Here is a 15652-nt window from a genome sequence, read left to right on the forward strand (position 1 = left end):
CGCCCGCGCCTGCCGCTGGTGGGCGAGGAGCGCGCGGCCGTGGAGGCGATCGTGAAGAAGGCGCTGGCCACCAGGCCTGTGCAGTACCAGTCGGTCGCCTGACGCGTCGCGCAACCTTTACCGCAAGGCCACAACACCATGAAAGAACATGCCTTGGAACGCGGGGGCTTCTCCCGCCGGGTGCTCGACGCGTCGGACTTCGTCCTGCGCTGCGAGCGCCGCCTTCTCTCCGGCCTGATGGGCCTGCTCATCGTGCTGGTGCTGCTGAACGTGGTCACGCGCTACGGCGGCGTGCCGCTCTATTGGGTGGACGAGGCCTCTGTGTACTGCGTGGTGTGGCTCACCTTCATCGGCGCTTCCGCAATGACGCGGCTTCGGCTCGACTTTGCGGTGACGCTGCTCACCGACAAGCTCGGCGAAAAAGCGGTGCGCATTGCCAAGGCCGCGGCGTCGGGCGGCGTGCTGCTGCTGGGCCTTGCGCTGCTGGCCATGTGCTGGCTCTACATGGACCCGGCAGGCATCGTGCGCTATGGCTTCGATGCCAAGGAATACGCCGCCGAGTCCTTCAACTTTCTTTATACCGAGCGCACGCAAACGCTGAACTGGCCGGCCTGGGCCATCCAGCTGATCCTGCCGATTTTCTCGGCCACCCTCAGCCTGCATGCGCTGTCCAACCTCGTCGAAGACCTTGGCCTGCAGCCCCGCCGCACGCACGCCGAGTTTCATGTGACCAACGCCGATGCGGTGAACTGACATGCTGACCTCTGCATTTTTTCTGTTGATCATGCTGGTCGGCGTGCCGATTGGCGCCTGCCTGTGCCTGTCGGGCATCGTGTACGTCCTCAACTCGGGCGACACGGTGCTGTTCCAGTCGTTTCCGGTGCAGATGTTCGGCGGCGTCGACAGCTACAGCCTCATTGCAATTCCGCTGTTCATCCTGATCGGCGAAATCATGAACGGCGGCGGCATTACCAAGCGCCTGGTCGATCTGGCGCTGGCCTTCATCGGCTCCGTGAAGGGCGGCCTTGCCTATGTGAACATCCTGGCCAACATGCTGGTGTCCTCGATCATCGGCTCGGCCACGGCGCAGGTGGCCATCATGAGCCAGATCATGGTGCCCGAGATGGAGAAGCAGGGCTACGACAAGACCTTTGCGGCGGGCATTACGGTGTACGGCGGCATGCTGGGGCCGATCATTCCGCCTTCGGTGATGTTCGTGGTGTACAGCGTGCTCGCACAGGTGGCAGTGGGCGACATGCTCATTGCCGGCATCATTCCCGGCGTGATTCTCACGGTGCTGTTCTTCATCGTGATTGCGTGCATGGGGCTGGTCTACAACTACCCGCGCACCGCCAAGCGAACCATGAGGCAGCGGCTGCACACCATGCTCACGGCCTGCCCCACGCTGCTGATTCCCATCGTGATCGTGGGCTCGATTCTTGGCGGTTTTGCCAACCCTACCGAAGCCGCCGCCGTGGGCGCAGTGGCTGCAGTGCTGGTAGGCCGCTACGTCACCAGGGAATTCCGCTTCGCGATGATTCCTCAGATCCTGCTGAAGTCTGCAATCTATTCCGCGGTGGTGCTCTTCCTGGTTGCCGCAGCGGCGGTGTTCTCGTGGCTTCTGATATACGGCAAGGTGCCGCAAGCCACGGCCGCATGGATCCAGACCGTGGCCAAAGACCCGATTGCGTTTCTTCTGCTGGTCAACCTCATCCTGCTGGTGATCGGCACCGTGATCGACGGCATTCCGGGGTTGATCATGACCGTGCCGATCCTGCTGCCCATTGCCACCGAGATCTACGGCATCGACCCGCGCCACTTCGGTGTGGTGGTGGTGATCAACCTCGTGCTTGGGCTGATGACGCCGCCCGTGGGCCTGAGCTTCTTCGTGGCTTCGGCCGTCACGGGTGCCAAGCCCGGAAAGATGTTCATCGTCACCTTGCCGTTCTTCTTGATCTGCTGCGCGGCGCTGGTGCTGCTGTCGCTCTTTCCAAGCCTGTCGCTCGCCCTGCTCAAGTAGGCCGGGCAAGCGCCCCTTTTTCTTCACTCAACCCGGAGCCTCGCATGTCTCTCTCCCGCCGCAAGTTCGTCATCCAGGCCGCAGCCGGCACCGCCGCCGCGTCATCCGCCCTGTTCAGCACCGTGTCGCGCGCAGCGGCCGCCAAGGAATTTCGTCTTGGCATCATCACGCCGGCCGGCCACTCGTGGAACCGCGCCGCGGTGAGCTTCGGCGAAGCGCTCAAGAAGGCGACCGACGGGCGCCTGAGCGCCACCGTGTTTCATTCGGGCCAGCTGGGCAACGAGTCGGCCATGATGCAGCAGCTGCAGTCCGGCGCACTGGACATGGGCTGGATCCAGGCGGCCGAGCTCGGCTCGCGCGTCTCCAGCGTGGCGGCCATCAACGCGCCCTACCTCGTGCGCTCCACCACCAACGTGGCCTCGCTGGTGCGCACGCCCGCCGCGCTCAAGCTGCTCGACGTGCTGCCGCGCGAAACCGGCACCATCGGCCTGGGCTGGGGCATTACCGGCATGCGCGTGGTGTTTTCGACCAAGCCCATCTCCACGCCCACCGATCTCAAGGGCATTAAGCTGCGCATCAATCCCACGCCGGTGTACCGCGACTTCTACCAGCTGCTGGGCGCCGCGCCCACGCCGATTCCCACGCCAGCCGTGTTCGACGCCATGTCGAACGGCCAGGTCGACGGGCTGGAGGCCGACATCGAGTTTTCGTGGAACCAGCGCTTCGACCGCGTCGCCAAGACCATGCTGCCGATGAACGCGCTGTTCATGCCCTTTGCACCGCTGGTGTCGGGCCGCATCTGGCAGACGCTCGACGCCAAGGACAAGGCGCTCATTACCGACCTGGTGAAGCAGTCGCTCGATGCGCAGATCAGGGACATCGTGACCACCGAATTGGGCCTGATCGACAAGTTCAAGGCGAGCGGCATCACCATCAAGAGCGACGCCGGCTACAACCCCGCACCGATCATTGCGGAGTTCGACAAGATCTGGCTGCCGAAGGCGCCGCAGATTGCGGAACTGCGCAAGATCGGCGCAACGCTCTGAGCCCCTGCGCAGGCAGGCGCCTTGGAGCGCTGGCTTGCCGGCCGGCGCCCCAACCTGGTTCGGCAGGGACGTCTCTCAGGACGGGAACTCGCTGGAACTCACAAGAAAGGTGCATTGCCGCCCGCCGGCATGCACCGCGGCGGTTCACCGGAAGGGTTCGCACCAATCGCGTGCGGGCACCGTTTTTGCTTGAATGCGGAAGCACTCACCTTTAACGGATCTCGCATGAACAAGCGCCAACTGCTCCAGTCCTTCCTCGCCGCCTCGGCCCTCAGCTTCGGCCTTTCTTCGGCCCTTGCCCAGACCACGACGCCGATCAAGTTCCAGCTCGACTGGCGCTTCGAAGGGCCTGCCGCGCTGTTCCTGCACCCTGCTGCCAAGGGCTACTTCAAGGCCGCGGGCCTCGACGTAACCATCGACGCGGGCAACGGCTCGGGCGGCACCGTCACGCGCGTGGCCTCGGGCGCATACGAAATGGGCTTTGCCGACCTTGCGGCGCTGATGGAATTTCACGCCAACAACCCCGACAGCCCCAACAAGCCGGTCGCAGTGATGATGGTCTACAACAACACGCCGGCCTCGGTCATGACGCTCAAGAAGAGCGGCATCACCAAGCCGACCGACCTGGCCGGCAAGAAGCTCGGTGCGCCCGTGTTCGACGCGGGCCGCCGGGCGTTCCCGATCTTTGCCAAGGCCAACAACATCGGCGCCGTCAACTGGACCGCCATGGACCCGACGCTGCGCGAAACCATGCTGATCCGCGGCGACATCGACGCGATCACGGGCTTCACCTTCACGTCGCTTCTCAACCTGGAAGCGCGCGGCGCCAAGGCCGCCGACATCGTCGTGCTGCCCTACCCTGACTACGGCGTGAAGCTCTACGGCAACGTGATCATCGCGTCGCCCAAGCTCATCAAGGAGAACCCCGAGGCAGTGAAGAAATTCCTCTCGGCCTTTGCCAAGGGCGCGAAAGAGGTGATCGCCAACCCGGCCGTGGCCATTGAATCGGTCAAGGCGCGCGACGGCATCATCGACAGCAAGCTGGAAACCCGCCGGCTGCAACTGGCCATCGACACCGTGATCAACAGCGCCGATGCCCGCAGCGAAGGCTTCGGCGCGGTGAACGCCGGCCGCATGTCGCTCATGGCTTCGCAAGTGTCGGACGCCTTCAACACCAAGACGCGCGTGAGCCCCGACGCGGTGTGGACCGCGGCGCTGCTGCCGCCCGCGGCCGAACTCAACGGCGTGCTGCGCAAGTGATGCAGGCGGACGCATCGAGCACGGCTGCTGCTCCCTTCGTCGACTTTCAGGACGTCTGGCTCGCCTACAACGAAGAGTTGCTGCGCGCCAACCACTTCGCGGTCGAGGCCATCGACCTGAAGGTGAAGCGTGGAGAGTTCATCGCCATCGTCGGCCCATCGGGCTGCGGCAAGTCGACTTTCATGAAGCTCACCACCGGCCTCAAGATGCCGTCGATGGGCAAGATCCGCATCGACGGCCAGCCTGTGACCGGGCCGCTCAAGATATCGGGCATGGCTTTCCAGGCGCCTTCGCTGCTGCCTTGGCGCACCACCGTCGACAACGTGCTGCTGCCGCTCGAAATCGTCGAGCCCTATCGCTCCAGCTTCAAGGCCAAGCGCAAGGAATACGTCGAGCGTGCGCGCAAGCTGCTGCAGAAGGTGGGCCTTGCAGGGTATGAAGACAAGTTTCCGTGGCAGCTTTCGGGCGGCATGCAACAGCGCGCAAGCATTTGCCGCGCGCTCATCCACGAGCCCAAGATGCTGCTGCTCGACGAGCCCTTTGGCGCGCTCGACGCGTTCACGCGCGAGGAGCTCTGGTGCATTCTTCGCGACCTGTGGACGGAGCAGCAGTTCAACGTGATCCTGGTCACGCACGACCTGCGCGAATCGGTGTTCCTGGCTGACACGGTTTACGTGATGAGCAAGAGCCCGGGCCGCTTCGTGGTCAAGCGCGAGATCGAGTTGCCGCGTCCGCGGGAGCTGGAGCTCACCTATACCAAGGAGTTCACCGACATCGTGCTGGAACTGCGCGGGCACATCGGCGCCATTCGCAACACGGGCATCAGCGCGGCGCAAACAGCGGCCGCGGTGTCCCACTGAAGGCGCGCCATGAAGAACACCAAGCAAATCGAACGCTGGTCGCCATGGCTGCTGCTGGTTGCGGTCATCCTGCTGTGGCAGGTGATCTGCGCCGGCTTCGGCGTTTCGGACTTCATCTTTCCGAGCCCGCTGCGCATCTGGAACCAGTTCTGGGAATTCAAGGAAATCATCGCGGGCCATGCATGGCGCACCTTCTGGGTCACCATGGCGGGCTTTGGCCTTGCCATTGTGGTGGGCGTGCTGCTGGGCTTCGTGATCGGCAGTTCGCGCATCGCGTATGCGGCAATCTACCCGCTCATGACAGCCTTCAACGCGCTGCCCAAGGCGGCTTTCGTGCCGATCCTGGTGGTGTGGTTCGGCATCGGCGTCGGGCCGGCAATTCTCACGGCCTTCCTGATCAGCTTCTTCCCGATCATGGTCAACATTGCCACCGGCCTTGCCACGCTCGAGCCAGAGCTGGAAGACGTGCTGCGCGTACTCGGCGCCAAGCGCTGGGACGTGCTCATGAAAATTGGGCTGCCGCGCTCCATGCCGTACTTCTTCGGCTCGCTCAAGGTCGCAATCACGCTGGCCTTTGTGGGCACCACGGTCAGCGAAATGACGGCCGCCAACGAAGGCATCGGCTACCTGCTGATTTCCGCCGGCTCGGCCATGCAGATGGGCCTGGCCTTCGCGGGCCTGATGGTGGTGGGCGCAATGGCCATGCTGATGTACGAACTCTTCAGCGTGATCGAGAAGCACACGACCGGCTGGGCGCACCGCGGATCGCAAAACCAGTGAGGCGCGGCTCATGACACGCGACCAGATCATTCGCGCTTTGCGGCGCGCCGACGAAGTGGCCCGCCGCGCCATGGCCATGGGCCGGCACCCCTTCGGCGCCGTGCTTGTTGCGCCCGACGGCGAAACCGTCCTGGCCGAGCAGGGCAACATCGACACGGTGAACCACGCCGAAGCCACGCTCGCGCGCCATGCCGCGCAGAACTGGCCGGCGGACTACCTGTGGCAATGCACGCTGGTGACAACCTTCGAGCCTTGCGCCATGTGCGCCGGCACCAGCTACTGGGCCAACATTGGTCGCGTGATTTACGGGGCGGAAGAAAGCGCATTGCTCGCGCTCACGGGCGATCATCCCGAGAACCCCACGCTGCGCCTGCCCTGCCGCGAAGTGTTCGCGCGCGGACAGAAGAAGATCGAGGTGATCGGGCCGGTGCCTGAAGTCGCCGACGAAATGATCGCCTCGCACCGCGGCTTCTGGGAAGCCCGTTAGCCGCGCTACACCAGCAGCAGCGACGCCTCGTCGCGCCAGTACGCGATGGCTGCGAGCCAGCCTTCCCACACGCAGCCGTTGCAGCCGCGCCCGCAGCAGGTGGTGGGCTCGGGCGGCGGCACGCGCAGGGCGATTTGCTGCGCGACAGCCTCGCGCTGAACCGCCGCAATCAGCGCCTGGGCGCTGGCAAGGTCGACCGGAACGGGCAGGTCTTTGTCTGCAAGGGACATGAGTTGGCAACGGCGGCCGGGCACCGCGCGTTGGAACCGCGGATTCTTACCAGAAGATCCAGAGTGCAAGGCCGCCGAAGATCGACCACTTCACAAGGTAGTACGCCCGCTTGTCCCAGGCCTTGAGCCGCTTGCCGATGACGCGGATCTGGTAGATGTACTTGAACGCGCGGTTGATGCCGCCGGTCTTGTCGCCAACATCATTGGGCGAAGCGGCCGCGGCCAGCAGGTTCTTTGCAAACCAGCGGTTCACGGCGCTGGCCCAGCGGTACTTCAGCGGGCGCTCGATATCGCAGAACAGGATCACACGGTCCTTGTCGGTCGTGTTCTCGGCGTAGTGAATGTAGGTTTCGTCGAACACCACGGCCTCGCCGTCGCGCCAGTGGTAGCGCTGGCCGTCCACGTCGATGTAGCAGCCCTCCACGCCCGGCGTCCACAAGCCCAGGTGGTAGCGCAGCGATCCCGCGAACGGGTCGCGGTGCCGCACGAGGCGGCTGCCCGGCGGAAGCTCGGCAAACATGGCGGCCTTGATGGTGCCGATGCCCTTGAGCAATTCGGTGGTGCGGGGGCACAGCACGGCGGCGGACGGATGCGCATCGTCGTACCACTTGAGGTAGAAGCGCTTCCAGCCGCTCTTGAAGAAGGAGTTGAAGCCCACGTCGTTGAACTGGCTCGAGGCCTTGATGCTGCCGCCATTGCGCATGGCGAGCGCCTCTTCGCGAATAACTTCCCAGTTCTCTTCGAGCACGCGCATCTCCGGAAACTGCGCGGGCGACAGGTACGGCGTGCTCGGCACCTTCGAGAAGATGTACATGAAGGCGTTCAACGGCGCCAGGAAGGTCGAGTGATCAGACAGCTGCCTGAAGAAACGATGCCGAACCTGGCCGCGGAAGTGAACGTAGAGTGCGCTGAGCGCGAAGATGGCGAGAATGACCCACTTCATTAAAGTGTCCTGTAGAGCGGGTCGTAGTGTAATTCTTCACTCTTCTTCCGGCCTGAGCGGCTTTTTTTGCCCTTTTGGTCCCTACAGGCCCCTTTACAGGCCCCTTTACAGGCCCTTCAGCTGCGCAGCAGCTTGATCAGCGCCGCCAGTTCCTCCCCGCCCAGCCCCGCCGCGTCGGCGCGCCTGAACAACCCTGCCGCGAACGCCGGAAATTCGGTATTGATGCCGGCCTGCTGCGCGGTCTGCAGGATGCGCTCGGTCGCCTCGACCGAAATGCGCATGGGGCTTTGCGATATTGCGAAGTCGCCCGACTGGATGACGCTGCCTTCGTGCTGCACGAACCCGGCGAAGGTGGGCATGATGCCCGCCACGATGCGGCCGTATTCCGCCACGTCGAAGCCTTCATGCTCGGCCACGCGCGCGCCGTGAAAAAAACCGAGCATGGTGCCGTAGATGGTCGACAGCGTGGCCAGGTCCATGGCCGCGGCGGCGCTCGCCTTTTCGCCCAGGTAAACGATGCCTCCGCCGAGCACCGCAAGCAGCGGTTCGGCCGCGCGAAAGACAGCCTGCGCGCCCGACATGAGGATGGGCGTGTCGGGCTGGCCCATCTGGTCGGGCGCCGCCTGAATGGCGCCTTCGAGATAGGTCGCGCCCTGGCGGTGCGCCCAGGCCTCGGCATCGCGGGCGTCCTGCGGGCTGCCGGTGGTGAGCTGCACCAGCAGGCGGCCGTCCATCGCCGAAGCTACTCCCGGCGCGCCAAGAATGGCATCGGCCGCGCGATAGTCGTAGACGCACATCAGGGCCACCGGACTCGCGCGCAGGGCCTCGGCGGCACTGCGCGCCAGCACCGCGCCCTGGCTCACCAGCGCGGCGGCCTTGTCGGCTGTTCGGTTCCATACAGTGACCTTGTACCCCTTGTCCAGGTACAGCCGCGCGATGGTCGCGCCCATCGACCCGAGACCCAGTACCGTGATTTCCTTGTTGCTCATGGCAATCGTCCGCAATTTGTGAAGAGGCCCGAATCGTAGGAATTGCACTCACTGACAGTCAAGTACCTACAATAAAGTTAGGTACTTACCAAAACGTAGGTATTGAACCAGCAAGCGGAAAGAACGGATGAAAGCCAAAAAACCCTACAACTGCGGCATCGGCCCCGCATTCGAAGTCATCGGCGGCAAGTGGAAAGCCGTGATCCTGTGGGAGCTTCATGAGCAGCCGCGCCGCTTCGGCGAGCTGAAGCGGCTCTTGCCGGACATCAGCGAGAAGATGCTGATCCAGCAGCTGCGTGAACTGGAGGCGGACGGCATCGTGCACCGCGAGGTGTTCCACGAAGTGCCGCCGCGGGTGGAGTATTCGGAGACGAAGCTCGGCGCTTCGCTCAATGCGGCACTCGGGCCGCTGGCCGATTGGGGCGACCGCTACGCCAGGCGCGCAAGCGCTGCGCGCTGAGCGGCATCGAATGCCGCGTGCCTGTATCGGTCAGGCCCAGCCGGTTTCGATTTCGGTCTTTACTTCGGTCATGAGCCGGTGCACTGGGCATTTGCCGGCCACGCGCAACAGTTCGTCGCGCTGCGCCTCGGTAAGGTCGCCGGTCACGCGCAGGCTCGACTTCAAGCGGTAGACGCCTTTGCGCTCCTCACTGTCGTCGCGGTCGACGATCACCTCGATGTCTCCCACCGGCATGCCCTTGCGCCGCGCGTAGATCAGCACGGTAAGCGCCTTGCAGGCCGCCAGCGATGCGTCGTACAGGTCGTGCGGCTCCGGCCCCGCATCGCTGCCGCCGCCGGCGGGCGATGCATCGATGGGAATCTCGTGGCTGCGAATCTTGAGAATGTGACGCGTGCCCGTGATGCCGTCGCGCCGGACCGTAATGCTCATGCCGATGTCCTTGGTGGTGGTAGTGGAGGTGCCGGTGGGTGTGAATGCCGGGCGCGATGGTAGCCCGTGGCTTCGCTCAGCGGTCGACTGCGAGCATCAGCGTTTCCTTGATTTCTTCCATCACCACATAGCTGTGCGATTCGGCCGCGACGGGTAGCTTCTTGAGTATGTCGCCCAAGAGGTGCCGGTACTCGCTCATGCCGCTCAGGCGTGCCTTCACCAGGTAGTCGAAGCTGCCCGAGACCAGGTGGCACTCGAGCACCTCGGGCATGTGAAGCAGCTCCTTGCGCACTTTGTCGAACACGTCGCCCGACTTGGCGGATAGCTTGATTTCGACGAACACCAGCAGCGTCTTGCCCAGCGCCTCGGGCGACACATGCGCGTGGTAGCCGCTGATGACGCCTTCGCGCTCCATGCGCTTCACGCGCTCGGCGCAAGGCGATGCGGAGAGGCCGATGCGCTCGGCCAGTTCGGTCATGGAAATACGGCCCTGCCGCTGCAGCAGGTCGAGGATCTTGCGGTCGATGCGGTCGAGTTCGGGCATTTCACTTCTCACAGTGCGTTGATCAGTCGTTTTCAGCGGATTTCACTGCCAATTGCTTGAAAACGATGAAATACACCGCATTGTGCCCCTTAGATTTCGTGTATTCACCTTCATTCTGGTAAATATCCATGAAAGTCATCGTTCTTGGCGGCGGCGTGATCGGCACCACGACGGCCTACTACCTCGCGCGCTCGGGTGCCGACGTGACACTGCTCGACCGGCAGGCCGGCCCTGCGGAAGAAACCAGCTTCGGCAACGCCGGGCAGGTGTCGCCGGGCTACTCGACGCCGTGGGCTGCGCCGGGCATTCCGCTGAAGGCGATCAAGTGGATGTTCCAGAAGCACGCGCCGCTGTCGATCCGCCCCGACGGCACGCTGTTCCAGCTGCGCTGGATGGCGGCGATGCTGCGCAACTGCTCGCCGGAGCGTTACGCGGTCAACAAGGAACGCATGATGCGCGTGGCCGAATACAGCCGCGGCTGCCTGCAGCAGCTGCGCGCCGAAACGGGCCTTCAATACGAACACCGCACCGGCGGCACGCTGCAGCTGTTCCGCACGCAGGCGCAACTCGATGCAGTGCAGCGCGACATCGCGGTGCTCGAGGAATGCGGCGTGCCCTACGAGCTGCTCGACCGCGATGCACTGGCGCGCGTGGAGCCGGCGCTGGCCGGCGCGCGCGACCGGCTCACAGGCGGCCTGCGCCTGCCGAACGACGAAACCGGCGACTGCCACCTGTTCACGCGCGGGCTTGCCGACATTGCACGCGGACTGGGCGTGGACTTCCGCTTCGGCCAGACCATCGACGGACTGGAGACCGACGGCGGCCGCATCACCGGTGTGCGCACCAAGGCCGGCAAAATTCTTACGGCCGACCGCTACGTGATGGCCTTCGGCAGCTATTCGCGCGCCGCCATCGCATCGCTGGGGCTGGACATTCCGGTGTATCCCGTCAAGGGCTACTCGCTCACGGTACCGCTCATTGACGAGTCGCTGGCGCCGCAATCGACGGTGCTCGACGAAACCTACAAGGTGGCGGTCACGCGTTTCGACAATCGCATTCGCGTGGGCGGCATGGCTGAGCTAGGCGGCTTCGATCTGCGGCTGAACCCGCATCGCCGCGCCACGCTCGAAAAGGTGGTGAGCGACCTGTTCCCCGGCGGCGATCTGCCGCGCGCCACCTTCTGGACTGGCCTGCGCCCGATGACACCAGACAGCACACCCATCGTCGGCGCCACGCGCTACCCGAACCTGTTTTTGAACACGGGCCACGGCACGCTGGGCTGGACGATGGCCTGCGGCTCGGGCAAGCTGATCTCCGATCTCGTGACGGGTCAGCGGCCGGAGATTCGCACGGACGGGCTGGCGATGGACCGCTATACGCAAGGGGCCTCGCGCACCCGGCATCCGAATCCTGCGACTGCTGCGGCCTGAGGCCTGCGGTTTTAGGGCTGCTGTTCAGGGCTGCTGTTCAGGGCTTGTGCAAAGGCCACCGGGTACTCCCCTCCGCGAATGTCCCCCGGGGCTGCGCCCCTCCTCCTTTATTTCGCTGCGGGGAGCACCCGATGCCCTGTGCACTTGGGCACGCGGCTGGTGTACCGCCGATCGACGACCGCTCTGTACAACGCGCCCGCTGGCGGGGTGCCTTGCGCAGCGAAATAAAGGAGGAGGCCGCAGGCCGGGGGACATTCGCGGAGCAAGGTACCCCGTCGGCGGGTGCGCCGCCCTGAACACGGCACCAAATAACTCACGCAGCCTTGGCGATCGGAATGGTCACGGCACTCATCCCGCGATAAACCTCCGCCTCGCCATGCTTCGCAAGCAACTGCATCAGGTGCTTGCGAATCAGCATCCCCGGCCGGTCGGACTCCATTGAATATTCGACACCTCGCCGCCGCGTATCGACCAGCGCATCCGGGTCTGTCGATTCAAGAATGTCCTTGTCCTCGCGTGTGATCTCCTCGTCGAAATCGATCAGCATCTGCGCCGCGCAATCGGCCTCGGTATCGTTGCGGAACAGCCATTGGCACAGCTGCATGCGGCCATCGTCGATGGGCGTGAAGCAGTTGATGATGATGTGGCGCACGCCGCTCGGGTATTCGATGTCGAGCCGGCGAGCGAACGGCAGGAAGTAGGCGTTCCGCATGTGGCGCGTGGTGATCGGGTCCGTCACGCCACTGATGGCGTGAAACTTGGCAGGGTTGACCGCCTCGATCACCGTCTCCGCATAGAAGCCGCCTTCGTTTTCCACCAGCTCGTACTTGCTTGGCTTCGGGCTTGCGGCCACGCCGAAAGTGGCGCGGTGCACAAAGCTGAAGTGCGAGTTGTCGAACGAATTTTCCAGCGCGCGCATCGGGCTGGTCTGCCACTCTTCATAGAACTGGAAGATCGTGCGGTAGGCCGGGTCGGTGAATTCCGGAATCTCTGGAATATCCGCGAGGGGTTCTTCCAATGCCACCCAGGCGTAGCCATAGCGCGCTGTACAGCGATAAGCGGTGGTCTTGTACTCCGGCGATATCTTGCGGTCGGGCTCGTACTGCGGAATGCGAATTACCTGTCCGCTGCGGTCGTAGGTCCAGCCGTGATAACCGCATTGAATGGCGCCCTGCCAGCAGGCCTTGCCTTCGCCATCGACGCACCAGCCCTTCGAGAGCTTTGCGGTGCGGTGGCAGCAACGGTCGCGAAGCGCAGCGGGCTGGCCGTCGGCGTCAATGAAAAGAACGATGTCTTCGCCCAGCAGCGTGAAGGGCTTGGGGCCTTTGGCAAGCTCGGAAAGCGGCATGACGGCATGCCAGAACTTGCGGAAGACGGGTTGTTGGGTAACGAGCATGCGTGGACTCCTTCTGTTGCGCGTGGGTACGGACGAACTTGAAAGAGCAATTTCCTGCCGCGAGGGCTGAACGCTTCTACTCTGCGCACTTGCCATGCAAATTGCGCGCCCGCATTGTGGCGCGGGCCGGCGCAGCCTCCAAGCACCTGATTGCAATGCCCGAGCAAAAGAACATGGCATGCGGCTTGGCATGGCTCGTGCATGAACTTGCGCAAGAGTAGAAGCGTTCAGCAGCGCACGCACCATCGTTGTGCGCCCGCCCGGAAATTGCTCTTGAAGTGCCTCCTGCCTTGGGCGGGAGGGTTCAAGACCCGAAGATTCCGAGGCCCCATATGCAACGTCGATTCTTTCTTGCGGCCAGTGCCGCCACCCTTGCCGCTCCTGCCGTCTTTGCCCAAGGCGGCGGCAAGCTGACCCCGCTCAAGTTCACGCTCGACTTTCGCATCAACGGCCAGACCGCGCCGTTCTTTCTTGCGCACAGCAAGGGCTACTACAAGGACGAAGGCCTGGACGTGACCATCGACACAGGCGCGGGCTCGGTCGCGTCGATCACGCGCATTGCGAGCGGCGTCTACCAGATGGGCCTGGGCGACATCAGCTCGCTGGTCGAGTTCAATGCACAGAACCCCGGCACCCCGATGGTGCAGGCCGTGTACCAGTACTACAACCGCGCACCCTTCGTGATCATCGGCCGCAAGGACCGCGGTGTAACCGGCGACTTCAAGAGCCTTGCGGGCAAGAAGGTGGCCGCAGCCGCCGTTGAATCGACGCGCCGCGCGTGGCCGATGGTGGCGCGCAAGCAAGGCATGCGCAGCGATGCGTTCCAGTGGCAGACCACCGACTTCAGCGCACGCGACAACGTGATGGTGCGCGGCGACGTCGATGCAGCCACTTACTTCCATGATTCCGCCATTTCGCTCTTTGCACGCATGAAGGCAGACGATCTGTCGGTGCTCAAGTATTCGGACGCGGGCGTCGACCTGTACGGCAACGCCATTCTTGCGAGCAGCAATCTCATTGCGCAGAACCCCAAGCTGGTTGCGGCCTTTCTGCGCGCCACCAATCGCGCCATCGTCGAGACCTTTGCCAACCCCGCGCCAAGCATTGCGGCCATGCGCCAGCGCGAACCCATCCTCGACGAAAAGATGGAGCTCGAGCGCTGGGGCGTCACCGCGCAATACGTGGGCGCGGCCGACACGCGGAGCCACGGCCTGGGCGACATAAAGAAACTCACGCTCGAGCAGCAGGTCGACGAAGTCGTCGATGTATTCGGCCTCAAGGTCAAGCCCGCGTCCGACGCCATCTTCAATACTTCGATGCTGCCATTGCGCAGCGAACGCATCCTTCTCCGGTCATGATCCAGACCATGAGCCAAGACATTACCCAAGGCATGAACACCAGCAACAGCCACAACGTACTCCCTGAAGAAACCACGCTCGACGATCGCGATGAGCGGTACCTCCGCAAAGCCATCGTCTGGTCGCACGCGGCGCGCCGGCGCGGCAACCGGCCTTTCGGTTCGGTCATCGTCTCGGCCGCCGGCGAAGTGCTGGCCGAAGCAGGCAACAGCAACACCGAGACCGGCGACTGCACCGCCCATGCGGAAGTGAACGCACTGCGTGCGCTGGCCGGCAAAGGCCTCACGCGCGAAGAGCTTGCGGGCGCCACCATCTATGCATCGGGCGAGCCCTGCGTGATGTGCGCGGGCGCCATCTTCTGGTCGAACATCGGCCGCGTGGTGTTCGGCATCGACGCCGAGCGGCTTCGCGTGTTTCGCGGCGAGCGGCAAGACCAGCGCGATGCGGAGCTGTCGTGCCGCGACGTTTTTCGCGCGTCGCCCCACCCGATCGAATGTATCGGGCCCGCTCTACTGGACGAAGCCAGCGCAGCGCACGACGGAGCGTGGAAGTAAAGAGGACGAAGAGGCCCGACTAGACTCCAGGGATGCCCTGGCACGCCAATCTTCATCTTGACTACCGACAGGAATCCGCCCGCAGCGTTGCACGCTTTCGCCACGACGGGCCGCTGCGCATCCTGCAGAGCCTCTATCCCGAAGGCGATGCGATCTGCCACAACGTGCTGGTGCATCCACCGGGCGGACTGGTAGGCGGCGACACGCTGGACATCGACATCGAAGCGGCCGACGGCAGCCATGGGCTCATCACCACGCCGGGTGCTTCGCGCTTCTACCGCTCCGAAGGCGAACTGGCGCTGCAGCGCACGCGCATCCGGCTCGCGCAGGGTGCGCGGCTCGAATGGCTGCCGCTGGAGGCCATCTGCTACAGCGGATGCCAGGCCGAGAACCGCCTCACCATCGAAGCCGAACCGGGCGCCGAGATGATCGGCTGGGACGTGACCGCGCTGGGCTTGCCCAATGCGAACCAGCCTTTCGAACGCGGCACGTATTTGCAGCACATCGAAGTGCCGGGCACCTGGATGGAGCGCGGGCGCATCGACGCGGCGGACCATCGATTGCTGCAAAGCCCGCTGGGCCTTGGCGGGCATCGGTGCATTGCGTCGCTGTTCTTCGTCTCGGGTTCGCCCGCCGCGCGGGCGCGGCGCGAGGCACTGCTGGCGCTTGCACGTTCGGCCATCGATGCGCACGGCCTGCAAGAGAGTGCGGGCGCAACAAGCCCGCATGCCGAGATCGTCGTGCTGCGCGTGCTCGCACCGGTGGTCGAGCCCGCGATGCAGCTGCTGCGGCAGGTGTGGCAGGCATGGCGCGCAGAGCTGTGGCAGTTGCCCCCCAGCTCGCCGCGCATCTGGACCACCTAGGCC

The 15652-nt window shown here is 64.2% G+C and carries 18 protein-coding genes and 1 pseudogene; 13 read left to right on the forward strand and 6 right to left on the reverse strand.

Annotated features, from left to right (window positions below):
* From J2X67_RS22355 to J2X67_RS22390, 8 genes and pseudogenes are all read left to right on the forward strand, one after another.
* Positions 1-102, forward strand: a pseudogene (locus J2X67_RS22355) (dihydrodipicolinate synthase family protein); the annotation flags it as partial.
* A gap of 36 nt (positions 103-138) precedes the next feature.
* Positions 139-753, forward strand: a complete 615-nt coding sequence (locus J2X67_RS22360) for a TRAP transporter small permease (protein ID WP_309956612.1) — start codon at positions 139-141, stop codon at positions 751-753.
* Between the two features lies 1 nt (position 754).
* Positions 755-2020, forward strand: a complete 1266-nt coding sequence (locus J2X67_RS22365) for a TRAP transporter large permease (RefSeq protein WP_309956614.1) — start codon at positions 755-757, stop codon at positions 2018-2020.
* A 44-nt stretch (positions 2021-2064) separates the two neighbouring features.
* Positions 2065-3066: a TRAP transporter substrate-binding protein gene (locus J2X67_RS22370; protein ID WP_309956616.1), complete on the forward strand. Its 1002-nt coding sequence runs from the start codon at positions 2065-2067 to the stop codon at positions 3064-3066.
* 225 nt (positions 3067-3291) lie between these two features.
* Complete coding sequence (locus J2X67_RS22375; RefSeq protein WP_309956618.1) at positions 3292-4326, forward strand: ABC transporter substrate-binding protein; 1035 nt, start codon at positions 3292-3294, stop codon at positions 4324-4326.
* Positions 4326-5186 carry an ABC transporter ATP-binding protein gene (locus tag J2X67_RS22380; protein ID WP_309956620.1) on the forward strand — a complete coding sequence of 287 codons (861 nt, stop codon included), beginning with the start codon at positions 4326-4328 and terminating at the stop codon, positions 5184-5186. The genes J2X67_RS22375 and J2X67_RS22380 overlap by 1 nt, the downstream gene beginning before the upstream one ends.
* A 9-nt stretch (positions 5187-5195) precedes the next feature.
* Complete coding sequence (locus J2X67_RS22385; protein ID WP_124956406.1) at positions 5196-5966, forward strand: ABC transporter permease; 771 nt, start codon at positions 5196-5198, stop codon at positions 5964-5966.
* A gap of 10 nt (positions 5967-5976) precedes the next feature.
* Positions 5977-6453: a nucleoside deaminase gene (locus J2X67_RS22390; RefSeq protein ID WP_309956623.1), complete on the forward strand. Its 477-nt coding sequence runs from the start codon at positions 5977-5979 to the stop codon at positions 6451-6453.
* Between the two features lie 5 nt (positions 6454-6458).
* Here the strand turns inward: J2X67_RS22390 and J2X67_RS22395 are convergent, their stop codons facing one another.
* The 3 genes from J2X67_RS22395 to J2X67_RS22405 all read right to left on the reverse strand — a co-directional run bounded on the left by J2X67_RS22395 (position 6459) and on the right by J2X67_RS22405 (position 8615).
* Entirely contained in the window at positions 6459-6683 is a 225-nt protein-coding gene (locus J2X67_RS22395; protein WP_309956625.1) for an oxidoreductase-like domain-containing protein, read from the reverse strand.
* A gap of 46 nt (positions 6684-6729) precedes the next feature.
* Positions 6730-7626, reverse strand: a complete 897-nt coding sequence (lpxO, locus tag J2X67_RS22400; protein WP_157615143.1) for a lipid A hydroxylase LpxO — start codon at positions 7624-7626, stop codon at positions 6730-6732.
* Positions 7627-7742: 116 nt separating this feature from the next.
* Positions 7743-8615 (reverse strand): NAD(P)-binding domain-containing protein, encoded by an 873-nt coding sequence (locus J2X67_RS22405; protein WP_309956631.1) that lies wholly within the window; start codon positions 8613-8615, stop codon positions 7743-7745.
* A gap of 127 nt (positions 8616-8742) precedes the next feature.
* Here J2X67_RS22405 and J2X67_RS22410 point away from each other — a divergent pair, with 127 nt between their 5' ends.
* Positions 8743-9075 carry a helix-turn-helix domain-containing protein gene (locus J2X67_RS22410; protein ID WP_309956633.1) on the forward strand — a complete coding sequence of 111 codons (333 nt, stop codon included), beginning with the start codon at positions 8743-8745 and terminating at the stop codon, positions 9073-9075.
* A gap of 30 nt (positions 9076-9105) precedes the next feature.
* Here J2X67_RS22410 and J2X67_RS22415 read toward each other — a convergent pair whose 3' ends face one another.
* Together J2X67_RS22415 and J2X67_RS22420 are read right to left on the reverse strand one after the other, a co-directional pair.
* Positions 9106-9504 (reverse strand): OsmC family protein, encoded by a 399-nt coding sequence (locus J2X67_RS22415; RefSeq protein ID WP_309956635.1) that lies wholly within the window; start codon positions 9502-9504, stop codon positions 9106-9108.
* Positions 9505-9580: 76 nt separating this feature from the next.
* Positions 9581-10048, reverse strand: a complete 468-nt coding sequence (locus J2X67_RS22420) for a winged helix-turn-helix transcriptional regulator (protein WP_055803119.1) — start codon at positions 10046-10048, stop codon at positions 9581-9583.
* A 128-nt stretch (positions 10049-10176) separates the two neighbouring features.
* Between J2X67_RS22420 and J2X67_RS22425 the strand changes: the two genes are divergently transcribed.
* On the forward strand, positions 10177-11478 hold the full coding sequence (locus J2X67_RS22425) for a D-amino acid dehydrogenase (RefSeq protein ID WP_309956637.1): 1302 nt from the start codon (positions 10177-10179) through the stop codon (positions 11476-11478).
* A gap of 313 nt (positions 11479-11791) precedes the next feature.
* Here the strand turns inward: J2X67_RS22425 and J2X67_RS22430 are convergent, their stop codons facing one another.
* A complete protein-coding gene (locus J2X67_RS22430) occupies positions 11792-12874 on the reverse strand; it encodes an aromatic ring-hydroxylating dioxygenase subunit alpha (RefSeq protein ID WP_309956639.1) in 1083 nt (360 codons plus the stop codon).
* 332 nt (positions 12875-13206) lie between these two features.
* Here J2X67_RS22430 and J2X67_RS22435 point away from each other — a divergent pair, with 332 nt between their 5' ends.
* Genes J2X67_RS22435 through J2X67_RS22445 form a run of 3 tightly spaced genes read left to right on the forward strand, consistent with a single transcriptional unit; the run spans position 13207 to position 15649 of the window.
* Positions 13207-14232 (forward strand): ABC transporter substrate-binding protein, encoded by a 1026-nt coding sequence (locus J2X67_RS22435; RefSeq protein ID WP_309956641.1) that lies wholly within the window; start codon positions 13207-13209, stop codon positions 14230-14232.
* 32 nt (positions 14233-14264) lie between these two features.
* Positions 14265-14786, forward strand: coding sequence for a nucleoside deaminase (locus J2X67_RS22440; RefSeq protein WP_309956998.1), 522 nt, complete (start codon positions 14265-14267; stop codon positions 14784-14786).
* A 32-nt stretch (positions 14787-14818) separates the two neighbouring features.
* A complete protein-coding gene (locus J2X67_RS22445; protein ID WP_309956642.1) occupies positions 14819-15649 on the forward strand; it encodes an urease accessory protein UreD in 831 nt (276 codons plus the stop codon).
* Positions 15650-15652 lie beyond the last annotated feature (3 nt).

The organism is Variovorax sp. 3319, assembly GCF_031456585.1.
GTDB classification, from domain to species: domain Bacteria; phylum Pseudomonadota; class Gammaproteobacteria; order Burkholderiales; family Burkholderiaceae_C; genus Variovorax; species Variovorax paradoxus_P.